Annotated in this window: 24 protein-coding genes; 13 read left to right on the top strand and 11 right to left on the bottom strand. The window is 63.0% G+C overall.

Annotation, left to right across the window (positions count from 1 at the left end; genetic code table 11):
* The 8 genes from IC50_RS20940 to IC50_RS20975 form a co-directional block, all read right to left on the bottom strand.
* On the bottom strand, positions 1-627 hold a 627-nt coding region (locus IC50_RS20940; RefSeq protein ID WP_035709028.1), incomplete at its 3' end, for a substrate-binding domain-containing protein.
* A gap of 93 nt (positions 628-720) precedes the next feature.
* Positions 721-1,803 (bottom strand): ABC transporter permease, encoded by a 1,083-nt coding sequence (locus tag IC50_RS20945; protein ID WP_035709032.1) that lies wholly within the window; start codon positions 1,801-1,803, stop codon positions 721-723.
* Positions 1,803-2,561 (bottom strand): ATP-binding cassette domain-containing protein, encoded by a 759-nt coding sequence (locus IC50_RS20950; protein WP_035709035.1) that lies wholly within the window; start codon positions 2,559-2,561, stop codon positions 1,803-1,805. The genes IC50_RS20945 and IC50_RS20950 overlap by 1 nt, the downstream gene beginning before the upstream one ends.
* Before the next feature lie 12 nt (positions 2,562-2,573).
* Entirely contained in the window at positions 2,574-3,896 is a 1,323-nt protein-coding gene (gene xylA / locus IC50_RS20955) for a xylose isomerase (RefSeq protein ID WP_035709037.1), read from the bottom strand.
* Positions 3,893-5,350 (bottom strand): xylulokinase, encoded by a 1,458-nt coding sequence (xylB, locus tag IC50_RS20960; RefSeq protein WP_035709040.1) that lies wholly within the window; start codon positions 5,348-5,350, stop codon positions 3,893-3,895. The genes xylA and xylB overlap by 4 nt, the downstream gene beginning before the upstream one ends.
* Positions 5,351-5,432: 82 nt before the next feature.
* Complete coding sequence (locus IC50_RS20965) at positions 5,433-6,506, bottom strand: LacI family DNA-binding transcriptional regulator (RefSeq protein ID WP_035709043.1); 1,074 nt, start codon at positions 6,504-6,506, stop codon at positions 5,433-5,435.
* Positions 6,507-6,642: 136 nt separating this feature from the next.
* Positions 6,643-7,107, bottom strand: a complete 465-nt coding sequence (locus tag IC50_RS20970) for a GNAT family N-acetyltransferase (RefSeq protein ID WP_035709097.1) — start codon at positions 7,105-7,107, stop codon at positions 6,643-6,645.
* Between the two features lie 24 nt (positions 7,108-7,131).
* The gene (locus IC50_RS20975) at positions 7,132-7,713 is read right to left on the bottom strand and encodes a helix-turn-helix domain-containing protein (RefSeq protein WP_035709101.1); all 582 of its coding nucleotides are present in this window, start codon (positions 7,711-7,713) and stop codon (positions 7,132-7,134) included.
* A gap of 345 nt (positions 7,714-8,058) precedes the next feature.
* On the opposite strand from IC50_RS20975, the gene IC50_RS20980 reads away from it, so the two are divergent.
* From IC50_RS20980 to IC50_RS43195, 6 genes are all read left to right on the top strand, one after another.
* Positions 8,059-8,289 (top strand): hypothetical protein, encoded by a 231-nt coding sequence (locus IC50_RS20980; protein WP_244429617.1) that lies wholly within the window; start codon positions 8,059-8,061, stop codon positions 8,287-8,289.
* On the top strand, positions 8,286-8,969 hold the full coding sequence (locus IC50_RS38445) for a helix-turn-helix domain-containing protein (protein ID WP_050991049.1): 684 nt from the start codon (positions 8,286-8,288) through the stop codon (positions 8,967-8,969). The genes IC50_RS20980 and IC50_RS38445 overlap by 4 nt, the downstream gene beginning before the upstream one ends.
* A 444-nt stretch (positions 8,970-9,413) precedes the next feature.
* A complete protein-coding gene (locus tag IC50_RS20990) occupies positions 9,414-9,701 on the top strand; it encodes a hypothetical protein (protein WP_157461012.1) in 288 nt (95 codons plus the stop codon).
* 251 nt (positions 9,702-9,952) lie between these two features.
* Complete coding sequence (locus IC50_RS20995) at positions 9,953-11,182, top strand: phage major capsid protein (RefSeq protein ID WP_157461014.1); 1,230 nt, start codon at positions 9,953-9,955, stop codon at positions 11,180-11,182.
* A 197-nt stretch (positions 11,183-11,379) separates the two neighbouring features.
* Positions 11,380-11,553: a hypothetical protein gene (locus tag IC50_RS41395; protein ID WP_157461016.1), complete on the top strand. Its 174-nt coding sequence runs from the start codon at positions 11,380-11,382 to the stop codon at positions 11,551-11,553.
* On the top strand, positions 11,550-13,115 hold the full coding sequence (locus IC50_RS43195) for a carbohydrate-binding protein (RefSeq protein WP_035709053.1): 1,566 nt from the start codon (positions 11,550-11,552) through the stop codon (positions 13,113-13,115). Before IC50_RS41395 ends, IC50_RS43195 begins: the two co-directional genes overlap by 4 nt.
* A 308-nt stretch (positions 13,116-13,423) precedes the next feature.
* Here the strand turns inward: IC50_RS43195 and IC50_RS21005 are convergent, their stop codons facing one another.
* From IC50_RS21005 to IC50_RS21015, 3 genes are read right to left on the bottom strand one after another with little or no spacing between them, the layout of a single operon-like run.
* Positions 13,424-13,786: a hypothetical protein gene (locus tag IC50_RS21005; RefSeq protein WP_035709055.1), complete on the bottom strand. Its 363-nt coding sequence runs from the start codon at positions 13,784-13,786 to the stop codon at positions 13,424-13,426.
* A gap of 11 nt (positions 13,787-13,797) precedes the next feature.
* Positions 13,798-14,562 carry a hypothetical protein gene (locus IC50_RS21010; RefSeq protein ID WP_162131526.1) on the bottom strand — a complete coding sequence of 255 codons (765 nt, stop codon included), beginning with the start codon at positions 14,560-14,562 and terminating at the stop codon, positions 13,798-13,800.
* A 32-nt stretch (positions 14,563-14,594) separates the two neighbouring features.
* A complete protein-coding gene (locus tag IC50_RS21015; RefSeq protein WP_035709060.1) occupies positions 14,595-15,398 on the bottom strand; it encodes a hypothetical protein in 804 nt (267 codons plus the stop codon).
* A 590-nt stretch (positions 15,399-15,988) separates the two neighbouring features.
* On the opposite strand from IC50_RS21015, the gene IC50_RS21020 reads away from it, so the two are divergent.
* The 7 genes from IC50_RS21020 (at position 15,989) to IC50_RS21050 (ending at position 21,249) form a co-directional block, all read left to right on the top strand.
* A complete protein-coding gene (locus IC50_RS21020) occupies positions 15,989-16,414 on the top strand; it encodes a hypothetical protein (RefSeq protein WP_035709063.1) in 426 nt (141 codons plus the stop codon).
* Positions 16,415-16,679: 265 nt separating this feature from the next.
* Positions 16,680-17,207 carry a hypothetical protein gene (locus tag IC50_RS21025; RefSeq protein ID WP_157461020.1) on the top strand — a complete coding sequence of 176 codons (528 nt, stop codon included), beginning with the start codon at positions 16,680-16,682 and terminating at the stop codon, positions 17,205-17,207.
* 2 nt (positions 17,208-17,209) lie between these two features.
* Positions 17,210-17,455, top strand: a complete 246-nt coding sequence (locus IC50_RS21030; protein ID WP_035709072.1) for a hypothetical protein — start codon at positions 17,210-17,212, stop codon at positions 17,453-17,455.
* Positions 17,442-18,677 (top strand): integrase, encoded by a 1,236-nt coding sequence (locus tag IC50_RS21035; RefSeq protein WP_035709076.1) that lies wholly within the window; start codon positions 17,442-17,444, stop codon positions 18,675-18,677. The genes IC50_RS21030 and IC50_RS21035 overlap by 14 nt, the downstream gene beginning before the upstream one ends.
* A 252-nt stretch (positions 18,678-18,929) precedes the next feature.
* Entirely contained in the window at positions 18,930-20,516 is a 1,587-nt protein-coding gene (locus IC50_RS21040; protein WP_157461022.1) for a hypothetical protein, read from the top strand.
* A gap of 143 nt (positions 20,517-20,659) precedes the next feature.
* Entirely contained in the window at positions 20,660-20,857 is a 198-nt protein-coding gene (locus IC50_RS21045; RefSeq protein WP_035709080.1) for a hypothetical protein, read from the top strand.
* 209 nt (positions 20,858-21,066) lie between these two features.
* Positions 21,067-21,249: a hypothetical protein gene (locus IC50_RS21050; RefSeq protein ID WP_035709083.1), complete on the top strand. Its 183-nt coding sequence runs from the start codon at positions 21,067-21,069 to the stop codon at positions 21,247-21,249.
* Positions 21,250-21,618: the final 369 nt, after the last annotated feature.

Raw genomic sequence — 21,618 nt, forward strand, 5'->3', positions numbered from 1 at the left:
GGCGAGGTCGGGCGTTGCGGTGCGCATATCCGTCATCTGCTGGACCGCCAGCGCGGGATCGTCGTTGCAGAAGGTCGGCGAGCCAGCAACCTCGGTCCATTTCGAGCCCTTGAGTGCCTCGCGCACGCCATCGACGCGCTCGGCGAGGTTCCTGGCGCCGGGACCGCCCGAGACCATGGCGTATTTGCCGCCGTCGGGCCGCATCTTCAGGAGTTGCTTGCCGAGGGCCAGGCCGAACTCCTTGTTGTTGGTGCCGATATAGGCGATGCGCTTGGAGCCCGGCGCATCGGCATCGAAGGTGATGACCGGGATGCCGGCGGCGGTTGCCGCCTCGATCGACTTGGTCATGGCCGCGACGTCGGCGACCGAGATGGCGAGACCGTCGACCTTCTGGGTGACGAAGTCCTGGATGATCTGGGCCTGCGTCGCCGGCTCATGCTCCACCGGCCCCTTGTAGATGCACTCGATGTTGCCGAGCTCCTTGGCGCGCTTCAGGCAGCCGTCGCGCGCGAAGTCGAAGAACGGATTGTTCATCGCCTTGGGCACGATGACGAAGCGGTAGTTCGCGGCGAATGCCGGCGTCGCCATCATCGCAACGGCGATACCGGCAAGAAGAAATTTCCTCATTGTCTCCTCCACCCTTGTTTGGTGCCCATCCTCTCGAAAGCGCCGGGAAGCGGACAGGCGGCATGTTCGTTGCCTTCCCGAAGCGACGTCACGTCACGTCATCCGCGAGCGGATGCGGTCGACCAGCACGGCCAGGATGATGATCACGCCCACCAGCGTCTGCTGCCAATAGGAGCTGACCTGTGCCAGCACGAGACCATTGCGGATCACTTCCAGCAGCACGCAGCCGACGATGGCACCTAACGGGCCGCCGATGCCGCCGGCGAGGTTGGCGCCGCCGATGACAGCCGCCGCGATCACGTTGAGCTCGTAGGATGTCGCCATGTTGGCGGGCGCCGAGCCGAGCCAGCCGGAGATGATGATGCCCTGGAGCCCCGCGGCGAGCGCGCAGATCACGTAGACCTCGACCTTCACCCGCACCACCGGGATGCCGGTCAGCTCGGCCGCCTTCTCGTTGCCGCCGAGCGCGAAGACGTGGCGACCGAACGATGTGTGGTGCAGCACCACCGCCATCGCCAGCGCGAGAATCACGAGATAGATGAAAGGTACGGGGACGCCGAACACGTCGCCCGAGGTAGCTGCGTAGAAATAATCTGCGTCCGGTCCGCCCGGAAAACTGCCACGGCCGTTGGAGACGACATAGCCGAGCCCGCGCACGATCGAGAGCATGCCGAGCGTGGTGACGAAGGGCGACAGCCCAAGCACGGCGATGCAGAAGCCGTTGAGGAGACCCGCGATCAGCGCCACGCCGAGCCCGGCGAGGATCGAGACCAGCAGGATCAGCCCGGGCACATTGGCGAGCACGGTCTTGCCGTCGGCCGCCATATGCACGAACAGCGAGCCCGCGGCCGAGCCAGGCGCCGACAGTTCGGTCATCACCATCGAGGTGATCATGGCGGAGAAGCACATCATCGAGCCGACCGAGAGGTCGATGCCGCCGGTGATGATCACGAAGGTGACGCCGAGCGTCGCAATGGCGATGAAGGAGAAATTCTTCGCCACATTCTGCATGTTGCCTTCGGTGAAGAAATAGGGGCTGGCGAAATGCATGATCACCAGCAGCGCCGCCAGCGCGAGCAGCACATAGCCGGTCTGGGAGGCAAAGATGCCGCGCTGCCACCACCTGATCCTGCCGACATTGGAGAAGGTGATCGGGGATTCCAAGGGCATGGCCATCACGCCGCCTCCTTCGCGCCGGTGATGAGAGCGGTGACTTCCTCCGGGCTGGTCTGGTGGATCGGCTTGTCGGCCCGCTTCTCGCCGCGGCGCATGACGACGACGCGATCGCACACCGCGAACACGTCGGGCATGCGGTGCGAGATCAGCATGACGGCGACGCCCTGCTCCTTCAGCCGGTGAATCAGGCCGAGCACCTGCTCGACCTGACGGACCGAGATCGCGGCGGTCGGCTCGTCCATCATGACCAGGCGTGCATTGGAAAGCCGCGTCCGCGCGATCGCCACCGCCTGGCGCTGGCCGCCCGACATCTGCTTGACGAGATCGTCGGGACGCGTCTCCGAGCGCAGTTCGCCGAACAGCTCCAGGGCGCGCGCCGCCATCGCCTTGTGGTCGAGCAACGCGATGGGTCCGAATTTGCGCTTCAGCTCGCGGCCGAGAAATACGTTGGCGGCTGCCGTCAGATTGTCTGATAGCGCGAGGTCCTGATAGACCACCTCGATGCCGACGGCACGGGCATCGACCGGGCGGTTGAACTGGACCGCGCTGCCGGCAAAGCGGATCTCGCCATGGCTGGGGCGAAAGTTGCCGGCGATGATCTTGACGAGCGTCGACTTGCCCGCGCCGTTGTCGCCCATCAGACCGACCACCTCGCCGGGCAGGATCTGCATGTCGACATCGTGCAGCGCGCGGATCGCACCGAACTCCTTGCCGATACCGGCCAGCTCGAGGACCGGCACTGCGTCTGTCTTTGCCATCGTCGGTCTTCCTCAGACATAGCGGTTGACGAGCGATTCCAGATATTCCTGCCGCCCCGAGCGCGGCTGCGGGTCGAAGCCGGGACTCATCGCACGGTCGGCGAGATCGGCGAGCGAGCGCTGGCCGCCGAGAATGGCGCGGCCCTCGGCGCCGGTCCATCCGTCGTAACGCTTCGCAAGCGGCGCGGTGAGGACGGCGGCGTCGATCATGTCGGCAGCAGCGAGGAACGCGCGTGCGCAGGCATCCATCGAGCCGACATGGGCATGGATCAGATCGTCGGGGTCGATCGACTGACGGCGGATCTTGGCGTCGAAGTTGAGCCCGCCCGAGGTGAATCCGCCGCGGTTCAGGATCTCGTGAAACACCAGCGCGAGCTCGCCCACATTCATCGCGAACTGGTCGGTGTCCCAGCCGAGCAGGTCGTCGCCGCGGTTGATGTCGAGCGAGCCGAACACGCCGAGCGTCTCGGCGAGCGCGACCTCGTGATGGAAGGAGTGGCCGGCGAGGATGGCGTGGTTCTGCTCGATGTTGAGCTTGACGTCGTTCAGGAGATCATAGCGCACGAGAAAGCCGTAGCAGGTGGCGACGTCGAAATCATATTGATGCTTGGTCGGCTCCTTCGGCTTCGGCTCGATCAGGATCGGGCCCTTGAAACCGATCTTGTGCTTGTGCTCGACGACAAGCGAGACAAAGCGGCCGAGCTGATCGAGCTCGCGCTTGAGATCGGTGTTGAGCAGTGTTTCGTAGCCCTCACGACCGCCCCACAGCACGTAGTTCTGGCCGCCGAGCCGGTGCGTCACCTCCAGCGCGGCGCGGACCTGGCCGGCGGCGTAGGTGAAGATGTCGGGGTCAGGATTGGTCGCGGCGCCCGCCATGTAGCGGCGATGCGCGAACAGATTGGCGGTGCCCCAGAGCAGGCGCACCTTCGCGGAGGCCATCTTCTGCTCGAACAGATCGGCGATCGCGTTGAGGTTGGCAACGGACTCCGCAAGCGAGCCGCCTTCTGGCGCCGCATCGACGTCGTGGAAGGTGAAGAACGGCACGTCGAGCAGGCGGAACAGCTCGAAGGCAACATCGGCCTTGGCGCGCGCCATCGCCATCGCATCGGCGCCGTGGTGCCAGGGCCGCAGGAACGTCTCGCCCCCGAAGGGATCGCCGCCCGGCCAGCAGAAGGAATGCCAATAGCAGACCGCAAAGCGCAAATGATCCTCGAGCCTGCGGCCGTGCACGAGCCGGTCCTTGTCGTACCAGCGGAAGGCGGGTGCGTTTTCCGCACCCTCGCCGGCAAAGGCGACAGGTGCGCTTGCATCGAAGAATTTGGCTGATGCATTCACCTGAGAGACTCCTTCAATGCTGGATAAAGCGCCCGCCACCGCCGATAGGCCTCGTCATAGGCCGAAGCGACCGATGCACGGGGCATAAAGCTCGCGAGCCGCCGCGGACGGCTGCAGGCCTCCGCGGGATCTTCGCCGGTCGCGGCAAGCCGGGCGAGCCGCGCGGCGCCGAGCGCGGCTCCGACCTCGCCTTCCTCGACGCGGTGGACGGGAATGCCGAGCACGTCGGCGCAGATCTGCGCCCACAGCGGCGAGCGCGAGCCGCCGCCGACGAGATCGACCTCGGCAATCGGCCCACTCGCCGCGCTCAGCGCCACTAGATTGTCGCGCGCAGCAAAGGCGACGCCTTCGAGCACGGCCTGGACGATCTGGCTCCGGCCGGTCGCACCGCGCAAGCCGACGAAGGCGCCGCTGGCAGCGGCATCGTTGTGCGGCGTGCGCTCCCCGTCGAGATAGGGCAGGAATCTAATCGGGCTTGGCCCGTCGACGCGCTCGCCGAGCGGCGCCAGCAGCGCCGTAGCCGGCGTCTCCATCACGCCTGCGAGCCACGCGAGCGAGGCCGCCGCCGACAGCATCACGCCCATCTGGTGCCAGAGGCCGGGCAGTGCGTGACGGAAGGCATGCACGGCAGAAGCCGGCGCCGGGGCGAAGCGATCGGTGACGCGGAACAGGACACCCGACGTTCCCAGCGACAGGAAGGCGTCGCCCGGCGCGATGGCGCCGAGCCCCATCGCGCTGGCCGCATTATCGCCGGCACCGCCCGCGACCACGACATTGTTCCGCATGCCCCAGCGCCGCGCGTAGTCCGGCGCGAGCACCGCGCTCACCTCACTGCCTTCGACCAGGCGCGGCATGTGGTGCAGATCGAGCCCGGTGGCATGCAGCAGCAGGGCCGACCAGCGACGCAGGCCGACATCCAGCCACAGCGTGCCGGCCGCATCCGACATGTCCTCGACCATCTCGCCGGTGAGGCGATAGCGGACATAGGCCTTCGGCAACAGCACCTTTGCCACGCGGTCGAAGATCCCGGGTTCGTGCCGCGCGACCCACAACAATTTTGGGGCGGTGAAACCGGGCATCGCCAGATTGCCCGCTATCGTGTGCAACGAAGGACAACGCCGCTCAAGCGCGACGCATTCGGCCTGCGAGCGACCGTCGTTCCAGAGGATGGCCGGACGCAGCGGCCGGCCGTCCTCGCCAAGCAGCGTCGCGCCATGCATCTGACCTGACAGCCCGATGCCACGAACCTGCGCGATCTCGCGCGGCTGGCGCGCAGCGAGATCGTCGATTGCGCCGATGGCCGCATCGACCCAGGCATCGGGATCCTGCTCGGACCACAGCGGTGCGGGGTGCGACAGCGCAAGCTCGCGCGCCGCCGTCGCGACAACCGCGCCGGCTTCGCTCACGAGCACCGCTTTCACACCGGATGTGCCGATGTCGGTCCCGAGATACACGCCATCCTCCCCTTCGCCAGCTGCGGTGCGCGATCTTGCGTCGCTTTCCCCCGCAACGGGCCGATTCGAAATCCGCCTGCCGCTAGGGCAGATTGTCCCGCATCACGATGTCGATCCTGATCTTCTCCTGTTCGCGCAGGATCGGCTCGCCGCGGGCGAGCGCCAGCAGCACGCGCACGGCCGCGCGCGCTTCATGTCCGGGGTTCTGCGAGATCGCAGCATCCATCACGCCCTGCAGCAGCAATCGGCGCGTCAACGCGGTGACGTCGTGCCCGACGAACACCACCTGCTTGTCGCGGCCGGCTTCGCTCAACGCCTTGTCGTTCAGTGCCTTGTCGTTCAGTGCCTTGGCGACGCCTTGCGTGCCGGCGCCGACGTTATAGAGGCCGACAATGTCGGCATGCCTGTCGAGCAATCGCGCCAGCAGCTGCTCCGAACGGTCGTCCTCGTCGCGTCCTTCCAGCACCGGCAGAACGCCGAGGTCGGGGAATTCCGTCGCCATCACCTGGTTGAAGCCGAAGATGCGCTCGGCATGGTCGCGCAGGCCCTGCGATCCCGCAACGATCGCAACCTTGCCGGACCTTTGGCCGACCAGCCGCCCGACCAGCGCGCCGGCAGTGCGCCCCGCCGCGATGTTGTCGATCCCGACATAATGGTGCCGGCGCGAGGACGGCACGTCCGAGACCAGCGTCACGACCTTGGTGCCGGCATCGACGAGATCGTTGATGGCGGCGCGAACGCCGGGATGGTCCAGCGCCACCACGGCAACGCCGTCGTAGTCTCCCGACAACGCCTCCAGCGACGCCGCGAGCGCGGAGGGGTCGAACACATCAGTTGCGACCATCTCGACATTGAGGCGGCGGGCCGAGAGCCAGGCCGACATTTCGCCGAGATAGGCCTCGATCTGCTGCATGAACGGGTTCGGCCCCGACGGCATCACGAAAGCGAAGCGGCGGGCACGGCCGCGGGCGAGCTCGGCGGCGGCTACATGCGGCTGGAACGAATTGCGCTCGATCGCCGCCTTGACGCGCCGGACCGTGTCCGGGCGCACCCCCGGCCTGTTGTGCAGGACGCGGTCCACCGTCGCGAGGCTGACGCCGGCCTCACGGGCGATGTCCTTCAGGGTCAGCGCAGTCGAGGTGAGCGTCTCGGCCATGGCTGAAGGCTAGCAGAGGTATTTTGAGGTACGCAACTCATTTTGAGGGGCGCGGGGTCGTTTTTCCGACCGCCGCAGCTCCCCGGAACAGCGCGAAGAGGCTGACGCTGGATGGGCCTCCGCCAGGCGACAAGGCTCAGCCGGTGGTCAGGTCCAGCGTCAGGAACAGGCTGTTGGGGTCCTCGACATAGCCCTCGAACGGGCCGCAGGCGACGAAGCCATGCGCCTGGTAGAGCGCGTGCGCCGGCTTGAAATAATCCCACGAGCCAGTCTCGAGGCTGAGCCGGCTCATGCTTCGCGCGCGGGCCTCCGTGATGATGTGGCGGAGCATCCGGCCGCCAAAGCCGCGCCGGCGCGTGGCCTGAAGCGTGTGCATCGACTTCACCTCGCCGTGGCTCGTCGAAAGCGTCTTCAACGCGCCGATAGCGACCAGCGTCTCGCCGTCCCAGCCGGTCCAGAATGCGACGTCGCGTGCACGCAGACCGGCCAGATCGAGCGCATGCGCGCTGCCCGGCGCGGTCTGCGCCCGCGCCGCCGTGACGTGATGATCGAGCAGCGCGATCACGCGGGGATCATAGGTGTCGCCGGTGCGGATCTGCATCGTCAGGATCTCCACTCCATGATCTCACATCTTCCCATAGGAGGCGCCGCGCCGCGTGATGATGACGTAGCGCGCGTCCTGCTTCGTTTCGTTCTCGAAGATCACCGCGCGCATCACGTCGAAATCCAGACAATCGCCCTCGCGCAGCCGCACCGCCTTGGCATCGATATGCACGGCGATCGCGCCCTCCAACATCAGCAGCTGCTGGGTGAAGGCGTTGCGGCCCCAGGGGCTGTACGGCACCCGCGCGCCGGCCGGCAGGTCGACGACGATGATCTCGATGCCGCTCGCCGCATCCGTCGGCGAGGCGTGCCGCCTGCGATAGCCGCTCTCGGGATCGCGCCAGTGCGGCTGGTCGGCGAGCCGCACCAGCCGCTCGGGCGGCTTCTCGGCCAGCGCAACGACATCGCTCAGCGACACGTCGAGCGCGGCGCAGAGCCTTCCGAGCAGCGCAGCCGTCGCACTGCTCTGGGCCCGCTCCACCCGCCCGATCATGGCCCGGCTGACGCCGGACCGCGCCGCAAGCTCGTTCAACGTCATGCCGGCCTGCGTCCGCAGCGTCTTCAGGCGACGACCGATCGCGCGGTCGAGTTTCTGCTGGTCCATGGCTTTCATCCGAACATTGCCGACAGGAGGACCGCACCCGTCAGGGCGAGAGAAGCTTAAGATTGGCGAGGCGCGCGTGCCGGGAGCGAGGAGCTAATATATTAGAATCATTGGGCAGCGCGTGTGCGGCTCGCGGCTGGATCAAATGGAAATGCTATCGGGGAGGCTTGGAGCGGGCGAAGGGAATCGAACCCTCGTATGCAGCTTGGGAAGCCAAGCTAAGCTGTTGATCTAACTGAACCGCGTTCCCCGCGCTAGCAAGCGGAGAACGACGTGACTAAGCCTGGCGGCTGGAAGCACAGCCCGGAAACTCGCTCTAAAATCGCCGCGACCAGGCGCTCGCAAATGAGCGACCCTGCGGAGCGGACCAAGATCGCGGAAGCGACCAAGGCGCGCATGGCAGATCCGGCAGTGCGGCAGCGCATCCGCGAGGGGATGCTGCGGGCCAGCGGCTCAGCCGACGAGCTCCGGACACTGCGCGCTGTTTGGCGCGCTACTCGCCCGACCGTCCGGGCGGGGTTCTTGGCCGAGTTGCTTGAGCCGATCTGCCAAGCCCGCGAGGGCGATCAGTCATGAGCTGGCAGGCTACTGCATGGGCCGCAAAGCAGGTCACTGGCTCGGCCTCGAACAAGCTGACTCTGCTCGCCCTGGCGAACTATGCCGACGACAAGGGCATTTGCTGGCCCACGCAAGAGACCCTCGCTAGGGACACTGAGCAAAGCATCGACACCGTCCAGAGGCGCATCAAGTCGCTCGTTAAGCTCGGCCTGGTGCGGGTCGAGACGCGGCCCGGCGGGCGCGGCCGTTGGGACGGCAGAAAGTATCACTTGGCGATGGGTGTTGCAGAAATGTCCAAGCCGCAATCTGCGGCACGGTCAAAGCCCGAAAATGAGCCCCCGGCGAGGCTGCACCATGCCGCACCAGGCCCGGCCACCATACCGCACCAGGCCCGGTCACCATACCGCACAGCTGTGCGGTGTATAACCTCCAAAGAACCTCCAATAGAACCTCCAGCGCGAACAACTCCGAATTCCGCTGACGAGCGTCTGCAGGCTTTCCAGTCGAGGAGCGAGCCGACAGAGGTCATCCAGAACCGCATAGCTCAGCGGCTCGGATCGGAAGGTTGGTTGATCCTAGGAGAGCTGAGCGATGCGCAGCGCGCAAGGCTCACAACGCTGCAGCGTCGCGGCGAGCTCGACGACGCGGCGCTGGCGAGCTTCGCCGCATCCGTGCGCCTGGCGCGGCCGCCGCCTTGAGCGCCCGTCGAGAGCCCCCGGGGGGTGGGTCAAAAGTCCACGCAGGAAGTCGGCGCGGACCGGCGCCTCTCTCATTCGCAGCTTTTTTTCCTTGCTGGACTGAATTTTCGAACCATCCAACGGACGTCACCATGACCGCTCAAAAAAGTCGTGAGTCAGATCAATGCCTTACAGGCGACGCTAGCGCGTCGACCGCAATCGAGGCCCTCGATCGAGCGAATATTTTCCCGCAGCTATCGCTGCCGCTTTCCCAGCTGGCGCCGTGCGACGTTTGTGGGAAGCCGTTCGAAGTTGTTCGCCGCCGCGGCCGACCGCAGCGGTTCTGCAGTGATCCGTGCCGCACCACTCAGGCCAAATCGCAAAGATCGGATTGGTCGCGGCTGAATTGGGCATCGCGTAGCGCAGCCAAACGAAACCTCTCAACGTCAACCGGAGAAAAGCCCGATGTCGAAATCTGAAACTACGAATCGCCGCGTCGTCAGCATGCTCGCGACAAACCCGACGACCCTCGAGCAGAACCTGGCGCGCGTTTGGCATCGACACGTCGACGACCTGGTCGCTGTCGGCGTGCCGGCCGAGATGGCTGAGCAGTCCATGTTAGCGGCCGCGCTGGTCCGCGCGGCTCGCTCGGAAGGCGGCGCGGCACTTGTTTGCCGCTTGCGCGATGCTGCCGACGCGTTCGAACGCGAGTTGCTGACCGACGATGCGCAATGCGCGCAAAAATACAATTGACAGCGTCTGGAAAAATAATCGAGCTTGCGCGCGCCTCAGCCGCCGCGCGTGTCGAGCGGGCGGTTAGAGGCCGGACGGTCGAGACCTCACGTCACGCGCTGGGGAGCTGCTGTCGAAGCCTGCATTGCCGCGCGCTGCGGGACCGGACACCAAGCCGGGTCATCGTTTTCCAATCGAAATCACCTCGCTCGAGGCGAGCGCAAGCGCGTCTCAACGCGAGATCCATCAAAACCGCTCGAAAGGAGCGCATCATGACGTCTATTCGCATGAACTCGCGGCGTGTGCCGCATATTGCCCTTGCCGCACTGGCGGCTAACCGCCCCTCGGCCATCATCGGCGCGCTGAGAAGCGAAGCCGATCCCGTCCAGCGCGTTCTCAACCAGATCGGCAACGAGGTCGGTCGGATCAGCGCCGACATGCGCAACCGCGTTGACGCCGCGCAACGGCGCATCGGGGAGCTCGAGACCCGCAACCGCGATATCGAGCAGGCGCTGGCGGACGGTCTCCGTCTCGGAAGTCGCGGCGGCGGCTCGAGTGAGTCGCCTGGCGAGATGTTCGTCCGCTCCGAGGCCTTCAAGAATTTCGGAGGCAGTGCGGGCCGCGGCGTCGTCACTGCAGTAGTGCAGGCCATCACCTCAGCGAGCACGTCCGCCGGCGGGATGATTGCGCCCGATCGGCGCGGCGAGATCGTCGGCCAGGCGAAGCGCCGGCTGACAATTCGCGGACTTATCGCGCCAGGCACAACGAACAGCAACAGCGTCAACTACGTCCTGCAGACCACGCGCACGAATAATGCTGCTGTCGTCACCGAAGGCTCGCAGAAGCCCGAATCGGTATACGCCTGGACGGAGGCCGACGCGCCGGTGCGCACGATCGCTCACTGGGTGCCCGTGTCGCGCCAGGCGATGGACGACGCGCCCATGCTGCAGTCGACGATCGACGGCGAGCTGCGCTACGGCCTCAGCGTCAAGGAGGAGGAGGAGCTCCTGCTCGGAAGCGGCGCTGGCCAGCACATCCACGGCATCATCCCCCAGGCGACCGCTTACGAAACCAGCCGCACCGGCACGGGCGATACTGCGTTCGACACGCTTGCCCATGCAATCGCGCAAAGCGAGGTGGCGCTGCTGCCGGCCACCGGCATTGTGATGAACAACAACGACCTCGAATCGCTGAAGATCATCAAGGACGGCGACGACCGCTACATCGGCGGCGGACCGTTCGGACCGCCGATTACCACGATCTGGGGGCGGCCGGTTGTCGGAACACCGGCGATGGCTGCCGGTGAATTCCTGGTCGGCGCCTTCCTCGACGGCGCGCAGATATTCGATCGCCTGGACGCCGAGGTGCTCGTCAGCTCGGAAGATCGCGACAACTTCATCAAGAACATGCTCACGGTTCGCGCGGAGGAGCGACTCGCAATGGCGGTCAAGCGGCCGGCGGCTTTCGTGCACGGCGCGTTTCCGGCCGGCGCCGGCGTCTGATCAGAATTCGGGGCAGACATTGACGCTGCCGCAGCCCAGCGAATAGCGGAAAGAGTCCTGCCCGCCCCGGTGGTGTCTCTGGGTTCAAGGATTCAAGGCTGGCCTAAGCGGGGCGGCGCTTCGATCGGCACGAAGCGTCGCCCGTGCTCTCCAGTGCGGATGCCAAGCGAGGCGTCTAACTCAACAGGACAAACACAATGAAGATCGAACTCCACAAACTTCCGCCTGACGTTTCCGAACCTCCTCGAGAGGCGCGCGGCTGGGTCGCTTTCCAACCTTCGACCGGCAAGATTTGGCAGAAGGTCGACGGCGAGTGGCTTCGGAGCGCGGAGGCAAACGCATTGATCGAAGCAAGGAAACAATCCCGATGACCGCACTTGCAAGCTACTCCACTGGCACCGTCTCGGTCTCGGCCGGCGGAACGACCGTTACCGGCACGGGCACCATCTGGTCCGGCGTCAACGCGCGCCCTGGTGACATCCTGCAAATCGGCAATTTCCAGACGATCATTTCGGACGTCGTGGATGTCGACACGTTGACCATTCCGTCGTGGGGCGGCGGTGCGCAAACCGACGTCGCCTATACGATTTGGAAGGTCTCACCGCAGCGATTTGCCGGTGCGCAGGCAATGGCGGACGTGAACAAACTGGTCGCCGCGCTGAACACAAATGGCGTGCCCGTTATCGTTCCTCCCGGCGCAACGGAGCCGGATCCGTCGCTCGGTGAAGAAGATCAATATGCGATCCAGCCAGGGGCATATAAGTTTTGGCTGAAGACTGGCGGTTTGTGGGTCTATCAAGGCACCTACAAGGGACTCCAACTCAAGGGCGCATGGGATGGCGGGACCGCCTATGCTGCCGGCGATGTCGTCACGCTGAGCGGCTCGAGCTATGTTTGCGTGTCGGACCACACCAACCACACGCCGCCGAACACCACCTATTGGCAGCTGTTGGCGATCAAGGGCACGGATGGTAACGACGGCGCAGCGGCGACGGTCTCGGTCGGCACCACGACGACCGGCGCCGGCGGCAGCGCCGCGTCAGTCACGAATTCGGGGACGCCGGCAGCCGCCGTGTTCGATTTCACGATCCCTGCCGGCAAGAGCTACGGCGGCACCTCGACGACGTCGCTCGCGATCGGCGCCGGCTCGCAGGCCTTCGCGACGCAGGCCGGGCTCGCCTACCAGGATGGCGCGCGCGTGCGCGCCAGCTCGGCGGCGAACACGTCAAACTGGTTGGAGGGCCTCGCGACATACAGCGACACGACGCTGACGATCACCGTTGACAAGTTCAACGGCAGCGGCACGCATGACGACTGGATTTTCAACGTCGTTGGCCAGCCAGGTGCCGGCGATTTATCGAGTGCGAACAATCTGTCGGACCTGGCGAATGCGGCGACGGCCGCTATAAATCTTGGCGTCGTGCGCTACGGCGGGTCTCAATCGCTTACCGCCGCACAGCAGAAGCAAGCCAGAAACAACCTAAACCTGGGCACGGGGGCCATTCTCGGGATGGCAATAGGCACCTATGCGAGCAACACCGGTCTCAGCGCGACTATCCCGCTTGACGATACGATTCCGCAGAGCACCGAGGGCACGCAAATCATTTCGGTATCCTACACGCCGAAAGCGGCTGACAGCACTTTGCTTTGCGTCTTCAACGGACAGGTTTTTGCGAATCCCGCCGATAGCGTCGTCGTCGCTCTTTTCAATGGGGCTGCCAACGCCTTCGCGGCCGAAATGATGAACTCGAGCGGCGCGCGTGCTCAAACTGTGGTAGCCGGCAGCTATTCCCCCGGCTCTACATCTCAGCAGACGATTTCTGTTCGGGTGGGCGCTGGATCGGCGACAACCTATCTCAATGGCACAAATTCCGGTCGTTTCCTCGGCGGCTCCTCGGTCGCAACGCTCACAATTTACGAGCTTAGCAGCTAAGTTTCGCTATTCGGATTTGACGCAGCCCGATCAAGACGGATGCGGCGCGCGGGAGGCTCAGAGAATTGTGCGCTGTCGGCACAATTCTTTGGTGGTCATGCAAGTGAGGAGGCGGGCCACAAAACCTGTTACGATTTGTGAGGGGTTTTTCGGCCATCAGCCGGATCATGCGCGTAACTGTTCCTTGTCGGAACAGTTGCCCTTCGCGCGAGAATTCTGCCGTCTTGGTAGGATTCTTTTGATCGTTCGGCGGATGGCGGCGGCTGATCGGAGCCTCGTCCAATTCTTCCGTATCGGCGGGACTGGGGCTAACTGCGCCGGCGCTCCTTGGGTATGGTCATTCTCATCGGCGGTCCTGAGAGAGCGCGGAATCCGACCGAGGGCGGGAACGTCGGAGCAGGTGGCCCCTCGGTGATCGTCTGGATGAATCGCATCACGTCGGACATCGTGAAAACGCGGTGGCGCCTGGTGCGGCCGAGCCCTTTGAGCCGGCCGACCAGGTTGCCGGCGGCGATGTGCCTCGCGATCGTTTCCCGGTGCATCGGGATCAGGGCGGCGAGCTCCGGCACGCCGATGGTGGCGCGACCGGCAAAGGCGGCCTCGAGGGCCTGGCTGAGCTCGGCGGCATCAACTGGCAAAGGAGCACGATTGAGGGACATCATCTTCTGCATGGTCCGCTGTCCTAAGATCCTTGGTTCTCAATCTGGGCTGCGCGCTCTTCACGGAAAAGACGTTGATTCGCGAGCGCCGCAAGCCGATCGAATTCGGAAAGACAATCCGCCATCCAATCTCTCGTGGCATTGCCAAATTCGTATTCGCGTATGTGTGGATTTTGTAGGCTCAATTGACGTTGGACTTGAGCCCCGGACATGCGCTCGATCACGTCAGAGAATTCTTTTGTGAGATTGGCTGGCATAAAGATGCGCTGCTCCCGGAGGACAAGCCTAGCGCTATAGATGTCGTGCCCGGCGTCACGAACGGCGCGCCACTTCCAAATTGTAGCATACTCCTTTTCTCTGTCGGCCGAAGCATACAGAGTCTCACCCTCGTCCTCGGTGAGGTCCGAAGATGATATGAATTTCTTCAGTTCATCATCTGACATGGTGCTGAAGCGCGGAATCGTCATTCTCATGCCCGCGCAGGTGTTTGTGGAGAGCCATGCCTTTACGAAGGCCTTCCAAACGGCCTCGATCGCACCGAATTCCATCTCGTTCGATCGGCGACCGCGATCGCCAATGTGGTTCAGTTGCTCTTTGAGTAACTCGAGGCCCCGGGTTTGATCGGATTTTAGTCGCTCAAGCTCGCGGCTCTGATCGGCTTTGAATACCTCGATGAGCTTGTCTGTCTTGAGTTTAATGACAGCCTCACCAAGCTTGGTTGGTAACAGCAATGCACCGCCAACGAAGCCGCCGACTGCTGCTATGATCCAAGGATAAATTTCAGTCAAGAAGGCGTGCAAGCTGAAGCCCCCCACGCAAGTCAAGCTCCTGTAGTACTGGAATTTTTTTCGAGTTCAATTTTGTGACTGCGGATCTCTTGCACGAGCTCGTCTGATTGGGCAACGATGCCCGTCACAATCAACGATCTGCGGAAAATAAGCAGATAGGCTGAGAGCTCCCCGCCGGCATCCTTGCCATACCGATATACGAACTGATCCGAGAGATCGCGCCCGCTGCGAACAATCGGTGGGCGTGCCGGCAGCCCCATGTAAAACTCCTCTTCGTCGCTGTTCCGGAAGACGTCAAAATATGCGTTAGTGTACCAATCGGCTTTGACGCCCTCGTCATATCGAACGATGTTGCCCGTATGCTTCCAATGAAGCGCTTTTAGGAGCTTTGTCATCGTAGTGTCGAACAGTTCTTCAGCTGCTTCGGCCTGGATGCCCGCGACGTGCATGTCGACCAGAGCAGCGCCTAGTGGCCGTTTGATGCCCTCCGATTTTAGGAATTTCCGTTTTTCGTTAGCCGAGAACGGCTTTAGCAGCCCGGGAAAATTGTTTCTCATGCCGACCAGGTACTTCTGAACTTCGCGCCGGCGAACAGGGTCGTCCGAATACTTGGTATCGATCCGGACAAGCAGCGCGAGCTTGTGCTCCGCGTCTTTAGACGCCCGGTTGCACGGCTCACACGCGGGAAAAGCGTAACCTTCTGGCCAGTCCCTTCGATCGAACAGGGCGCGAGCCGGCTGATGATCGACGGTCGTTGCGCGAGCTCGCCCGCCGCAAAAGATGCAGTCCCGGCTCGAATTGAGAATGGACTGTGCCCGCTGCTTCGCCTGTCCCATGCCTCCCAATACTGCAACCTAGGCGCGCGCGAAAGCCGCCCCGGAGGGGCTTGGCAATCGGCTGCAAATCAGTGAATCTGTCCGTTGGGCCTAGAAACCCGGACCGAGATATAGCCGCCACATGCCTGGTCAGCATGCCGTCCGATTGGCGTCGGGTGGATCGCGGCTGAACGCTGCGGCGCATTGGCGTGCGCCTCGACCTGGCCATTATGGCCGGGAGGGCTGCGCCATGTCCAGAGGGGAAACCCTTAAAAGCGCCGCCGCCAGTCTCTCGGCTGGTTTCTAGCTCCCGGCTGCCGGTCTGCCACCGGCGACGGCCCTAGAAAGCCGATTACCGAGAGTCACCAATCATGACCCTACAACGACCGATGTTTCCGCCCTCGGCGGATCGCCGAGCCTCGACCGCAGGCAAAGCGCCGCCGGAGGCCGCCACAGGGCGACCAGCAGCGTCGACCGTCCCTGCGGCGTTGCCAATGTCCCTGTTGTGCGAACCTCGCTGTACGGGCCTCCACGCGGCCTCTACGGCAAAGTCGTGCTTGCCCGGCCAACCGGCCGCGCCAGAACAACCAATGGCAACCCGGAGAAGTGTTATGTCTGCGTTGAGTTCAACTGCTGCCCTGCCCCTCATTGCCACGCCGTCGATCGTCGCGCCTAGCCCAGGCATCCCTCGCGGTCTGGCTGCGAGGTTCGGGGATCTTTACGAGCGTTGGCGGGAGCAGCGACAACGTGACGAGCTCGAGATCGTCGAGGATCTCGAGCTGACCAGCTGGGACGGTTTGAATTCCGAGTTGTTTGAGCTTCAAGCCCTGATCATGAGCTGTCAGCCCCGAACGGTCGGCGACCTGGTCCTGCAGGCGCGGGCCTGCGCGCTCGTGAACAACGATCTTTGGATCGACGCCGCAACAGTGGAAGCGGCAGACGCCGGCGCGCGCGCGCAGCGCCGGATCCTCGAGAGCGTCGCCGCGTTGGCCGGCGCCGAGCTGCTGCCAGGCGTCGCGACAATTGCCCTGGCGTAGGTGAAGCAGATCGCATGACTATTGCCGCGCCGCTGAGGACCGTCCTCAGCGGCGCTTGCAATTTGGTTGGGATCGACGTACCAAGAGCGAAGCGCGTCACTACTGATTCCATGATCGAGGTAGTGAATTCGAGAGGATCGAGGCGGCCAAGGTCGTCAGGGCTTTCGAACGCAAGCCGCACAAGGCTTCGGCGCATCCCTCTCGGAGCAGACCGAGTCAAGGGTAGGCGCGAAGCGTTTCCGAATTCAAGCACTGGACAATCAGCATGTTTGACGCACCGCGGGTGCCGATCTTGATCGGCGCCCAGATCTCCAATTTGAAGCTGCCAACTGCTCAGTCCTGGTTCAAGAAAGAATTCCTCCCGCTCCGAAGGACAGATCGGCCTTCTAGCGGTCGAGGGGTGGCAGCGCTGCTCTCTCCGCGGCGCGTTTTGCAAATGGCGATCGCGGCGAGACTTGTCGAGCTCGGCTTGCGTCCCAAGGCTGCCTGCAGTGCGGCCTGGCATTTTACGGACAGGTCTAATCCTCTCGAGGCACCTGGTTACGAGCGCGCGCCAGGCGAGCTCTATGGCGGAGGCGCGTTGACGGCGCTTTGTGCCTACCTCGACGGCACCGCTGCGGTCGTGCGTGCCGATCGCAAGAATACGCCTTTCGAGCAGGTATTTTTTCCGATCGGATCGGCCGGCGCTGCTGCCGCGGGGCGTAAGCAAGGCGCGACCGTTCTGTTGCTCGACTTCATCGTCAAGGAAGTTGCCGAACGGTTCGCGAGCCTGATTGAGCGCGGGGAGATCTAAAAATGGCCCGTGTCCGCGGTGGGCTCTTCCCGTGCGAAGCCGAAATCGCCCGGCGCCTCAGCCAGGATCCAAAGACTTGGGCGGCGAAAGCTATCGTTCTCGAGCGCGACGGCATGCCTCGCGTCGATCCCGTAATGGGCGGTCGGTATTGGCCGGCGATGTTGGCCTGGTGGAACAGGCGCTACGGGTTGTCTATCGTCGAGGTCTTTCAACCTGATGGAGGAGAAGATCTCGATGCCCTCAAGTAAACATGGACTCAACGCACCTGGCCTAAAGCCGCGAGGCAAGAATGCCGAGCGGCTCTATTGGGCCGCCCGCGCCGACCTTGCTAAGGCCGGTTACACTCCTCGCCTGGTGCGCCTGCACTACAACATTCACGATCCTGCCGACCATCGCCTAATCGAAGCCGCGTGTCAGCGCCTCGACGCTGAAATGAAGACGTGGGCTAGCGGGCACAAGCGCGTCGCTCCTCACTTCGATGGGACAGTTCTCGCGCTGAGTCGTCGCTATCAGACAGATCCCGCCAGTCCTTTCCTCGAGCACAAATGGAATTGGCGTGATCGCGAGACGCGAATTCTGAAGACGATCGAGAATGCGTTCGGTCGCCGCTCGCTTGCGACCCTCGGTAATGCGGATTTCAAGAAATGGTATGATGCCGCCAAGCAGCCCAAAAAGCCTGGCGGGAAAGAACGCATCGATCGCGCGGTGAAGATCATCAAGCTGCTGCGGCAGATGGTGACGTTCGGCGCTGCAGCGGAGCTGCCGCATTGTGAGCGGCTGCACGGCATTCTATCCAAGATGCGGTTCAAGGGTGGTGCTCGATCTCGATTGAAGCTCGAGCTGCACCACGTCGAGGCTTTCATTCCTGCAGCGATCGCCGCTGGTAGGATCTCGCTCGCGCTCGGCACAGCGCTGCAGTTCGAAACGATGATGCGCCAGAAAGACGTTATCGGTGAATGGGAGCCCATCACAGATGGGTCGCATGACACTGGAATCGTGCTCAATGGCAATCGTTGGGTGAACGGTCTCACGTGGGCGGACATTCCGGCCTCGATGGTGATCAAGAAAGACACCACCAAGACCGGCGCGACGGTCGTAGCGAATCTGAAGCTTTGCCCTCTCGTGCTGCGGGTGCTGCCGCTGGTGCCGGCCGACAAGCGAGTTGGTCCGCTGATCATCGATGAGAACAGCGGCCGGCCCTACGCGGAAGATGCCTACGCGCGGGAATGGCGGCCGATCGCGAGATCCGCGGGAATCCCCGACGAGGTTAAAAACATGCATGCCCGAGCTGGCGCAATTTCGGAAGCGGATGACGCGTTAGCGCCGATCGAAGAGATCCAGTCGTCGGCGGGGCACACTCAACAGTCGACAACTCGCCGGTACGTTCGCGGCACGACGGGAAAATCACGACACGTTGCAGAACTTCGTCTGCTGCACCGTGACCGCAAACAGGACGAGAACGAAAACTAGGGAACGCGTTGGGGAACGTGGGAACGGTGAGATCAATAGTAGAGCGGCAATTCGATGAAATCGCTTGCGAATTTTGGAGCGGGCGAAGGGAATCGAACCCTCGTATGCAGCTTGGGAAAACGATCCATAAACTATCTTCGAAAGGAATGCACGGGTCTTAACTCACTGAAAAAGCAAAAACTTATACCAAAAACGGCAGGTTCGAACGCATCGTGAACTATGATGCCTTTCGGAGCTGTTTTTGTACGATCGTTGTACGAGTTTTTGCCCATGTCACCCGCTGCAAATTACAAGCGCAAAGCGTTCCGATTCAACGATCGCGTCGTCGAGCAGGCGATTGATCTCAGCAAGGACGACGACCTTGGTAAGACGGTTGTCGAATGGCGCGACGTCGGCACCGTCGGCCTCACTATTCGCATCACGCGAAACAAGCCGGTCTGGTATCTGCGACGGCGCGAGATGACGCTCCGCTTCTGCGAAGTAAGTCAACTCTCGCTGGACCATGCCAGGTACATCGCCAAGCAGATTCAGCTTGCGGCCTTCATGAGACGCGACCTGCGCGATGTCACAAGGGTCTTGCTCGCCTACGCCGATTTCCCGCAGTCGAATGCAGTCGACCAAAGACTGGAATACGGTCTCGCAAAAAGGGACGAGGCCAAGAAGCTTCCCGTCGGCCCCGCCGCACCGTTCTGGACGTGGAAAACTCTGACGGAGAAATTCCTTGCCTATAAGAAACCGAAGCTGAAAGAGGGCTACCGGGACGAATACGCGCACTATCTCGAGCTTGAGCAGTTCGCCGCGATCAACGACAAGATGGTACGCGACATCAAGCTCAGCGACCTCGAGAGGCTCAGGGATGCGATCGCCGTCAAGCACGCGGCATCGGCTGTCCACCGTGCGGTAACGCAGTCGAAGGCGATGTTGAGCTGGGCTTGGAAGTTTCGCGCCACCGACTCGGGTCTGGAGGACGTCCAGTATGAATGGTGGACCAGATGGTCGTTCGAGTACCAGGCGAACGAGCGGACCCGCACCCCGACTATCGCCGAGATCGCCCGTACCCTGGTCATCGCCGAGCGGTTCACACATCTGGCTGAAGGCGAGCACGAGACCTACCCCGGCACGTTGGGCGCCTTGTGGGGCGTCTGCCTGACTGCCCAGAGAACTGGCGCCTTCCTCAAGCTCCGTCCCGATCGCCTCTACGACGCCGCGAAGGTCGTAAGAAGGCTTCGCGGATGGAAAATCGCGAATTGGACGGCCCACGAGATGAAGGGGGGCAGAGACGGCGGCCGGCCGCATTCGCTTCCGATGCCGCCCGAGGCGCTCCGCATCATTCAGAAGTATTACGCTCTTTCGGGCGGCACGTCGAAGTGGATGTTCACGGGGCGGGATCCGAAGAATCACATCACGCAGTCGGCCTTGAACCTCGCGATGCATCGCCTTCAAGGCCGCGTCTACGATCACACAGTCAAGCAGAAGCCTGCCCGAAAGGGGAAGCCCGGTCCCAAACCGCGGCCTAAGAAGGAACGCGTGGACCTTTTCGCGCTCTACAACATCGAACCGTGGACGCTGCACGACTGCCGTCGAACGATCACTACATATCTGGATGACAAGCGTCTCGGTGGAGCGGCGACGGCCATCTTGGGTCATAAGACCTCACTCGGCAAGACTAGGGAACGCGAGAAGCTCGCGCCGGTGACCGAGCAGCACTACAGCCGATCGCAGAAGATCGATCTGAAGGCGGAGGGCATGGCGCTGTGGGTAAAGGCCTTGCTCGCTGCCTATGTGAGGGAGAACCGAAAGTTCCGCGACCTGCGGGGTAGCCAGAAAGCGGTGGCTTAAAACCGGCTCGCAGGATCCGACACCCGGATTCCGCCACGAATTACCGACGGCAGGGCGACTCGCGTTCGCAGCTCGAGACGGCCTGGAAAAAACCGTACGCGCGGGGCCGAGCAGTCGCGGTTCGAACTGAAGGACTCGCTGAAATGGCGCGCTACCGCTGGAGCGACGGCACCGATGGTCGTCCGAAAAGCTGGTACGTCGACGTCTGCGAGGCAGCGCTCGAGGCCGAACTCTTCTTCCTCAAAGCGGAAGTCCATCTGCGGGACGAGGATCTGCAGCAGCAGGTACTGACGGCCTTTACGAGCTTTTCCGCCCGGGTTGGACCGCCGGCGCGTCGCTGAAACGATCGGCCCGCCAATCTTTTTTGCGCCCCATCGACTCCTTTGTTCTTGTTATGTTCTATATGTTCTAATGCGCTATGTCGGTGCTGTCCGTATTTGACCCCGAGTGTCCTAGTTCGAATTGCACAGTGTCCTAAGTTCATAAATATATGGGGGAACCAGGACCTTTAACTTACGTTAATCTCCGGGTACTCCGCTTGGAGAGGCCAATGTCGCCGGAAGACCGGGAATGGCTACGCAGTTACATTCAAGCTCGCGCGGATGGCCATGCCATCAAGGAAGATATGACGCGTGACATGCTGCGTCGATCTTGGGAGGCGCTTTTCCGCTCCGAGGAGCTGTTGAGGCAGCCGGTGCCCGTCGTCTGGCACCCAGAGCCGCGCAAAGAGTAAGGCCGCCTCAGTTGGCGAGTTGACAACTGTCATTGTCCTGCGCGATCTGCGGATTAATATCCTACGAGGCATCACCGAGCGGGCCACATCGGCTGCTGTTCCGGTATGTCAAGAGGCCGCCTCAGTTGGCGGCCTCATTCATTTTGACATCTCGTAGTGGAAACCCGACCTCGATACAGGCTTCGGGGCGCATGACCGCTTCCTCATAATCCTTAGACGCGCAACAATATGCGACGCTGCGCTCCAATCGCACCAACGTAAGTTGGTGATCAAGGCCGTCTGCGCCAGGTAGGACTGGCAGACGCCCTTCCGCCGGAATATTGGCAGGCGCTCTTGGACGATCCCCGCGCCAACGGGCCCGGTCCGGGA

Origin of the sequence: Bradyrhizobium genomosp. I (2014) (genome assembly GCF_000261685.1) — a bacterium.
Taxonomy (GTDB): domain Bacteria; phylum Pseudomonadota; class Alphaproteobacteria; order Rhizobiales; family Xanthobacteraceae; genus Bradyrhizobium.

Coding starts and splice junctions, on each gene's coding strand:
- IC50_RS20995 (WP_157461014.1), top strand. CDS start 9,953: ATGACGTCTATTCGCATGAACTCGCGGCGTGTGCCGCATATTGCCCTT.
- IC50_RS20990 (WP_157461012.1), top strand. CDS start 9,414: ATGTCGAAATCTGAAACTACGAATCGCCGCGTCGTCAGCATGCTCGCG.
- IC50_RS20965 (WP_035709043.1), bottom strand. CDS start 6,506: ATGGCCGAGACGCTCACCTCGACTGCGCTGACCCTGAAGGACATCGCC.
- IC50_RS21025 (WP_157461020.1), top strand. CDS start 16,680: ATGTTTGACGCACCGCGGGTGCCGATCTTGATCGGCGCCCAGATCTCC.
- IC50_RS21035 (WP_035709076.1), top strand. CDS start 17,442: ATGCCCTCAAGTAAACATGGACTCAACGCACCTGGCCTAAAGCCGCGA.
- IC50_RS20980 (WP_244429617.1), top strand. CDS start 8,059: ATGAGCGACCCTGCGGAGCGGACCAAGATCGCGGAAGCGACCAAGGCG.
- IC50_RS21030 (WP_035709072.1), top strand. CDS start 17,210: ATGGCCCGTGTCCGCGGTGGGCTCTTCCCGTGCGAAGCCGAAATCGCC.
- IC50_RS21015 (WP_035709060.1), bottom strand. CDS start 15,398: ATGGGACAGGCGAAGCAGCGGGCACAGTCCATTCTCAATTCGAGCCGG.
- IC50_RS38445 (WP_050991049.1), top strand. CDS start 8,286: ATGAGCTGGCAGGCTACTGCATGGGCCGCAAAGCAGGTCACTGGCTCG.
- IC50_RS21020 (WP_035709063.1), top strand. CDS start 15,989: ATGTCTGCGTTGAGTTCAACTGCTGCCCTGCCCCTCATTGCCACGCCG.
- IC50_RS41395 (WP_157461016.1), top strand. CDS start 11,380: ATGAAGATCGAACTCCACAAACTTCCGCCTGACGTTTCCGAACCTCCT.
- IC50_RS20970 (WP_035709097.1), bottom strand. CDS start 7,107: ATGCAGATCCGCACCGGCGACACCTATGATCCCCGCGTGATCGCGCTG.
- IC50_RS21050 (WP_035709083.1), top strand. CDS start 21,067: ATGTCGCCGGAAGACCGGGAATGGCTACGCAGTTACATTCAAGCTCGC.
- IC50_RS21045 (WP_035709080.1), top strand. CDS start 20,660: ATGGCGCGCTACCGCTGGAGCGACGGCACCGATGGTCGTCCGAAAAGC.
- IC50_RS21005 (WP_035709055.1), bottom strand. CDS start 13,786: ATGCAGAAGATGATGTCCCTCAATCGTGCTCCTTTGCCAGTTGATGCC.
- IC50_RS20975 (WP_035709101.1), bottom strand. CDS start 7,713: ATGGACCAGCAGAAACTCGACCGCGCGATCGGTCGTCGCCTGAAGACG.
- IC50_RS43195 (WP_035709053.1), top strand. CDS start 11,550: ATGACCGCACTTGCAAGCTACTCCACTGGCACCGTCTCGGTCTCGGCC.
- IC50_RS20945 (WP_035709032.1), bottom strand. CDS start 1,803: ATGGCCATGCCCTTGGAATCCCCGATCACCTTCTCCAATGTCGGCAGG.
- IC50_RS20950 (WP_035709035.1), bottom strand. CDS start 2,561: ATGGCAAAGACAGACGCAGTGCCGGTCCTCGAGCTGGCCGGTATCGGC.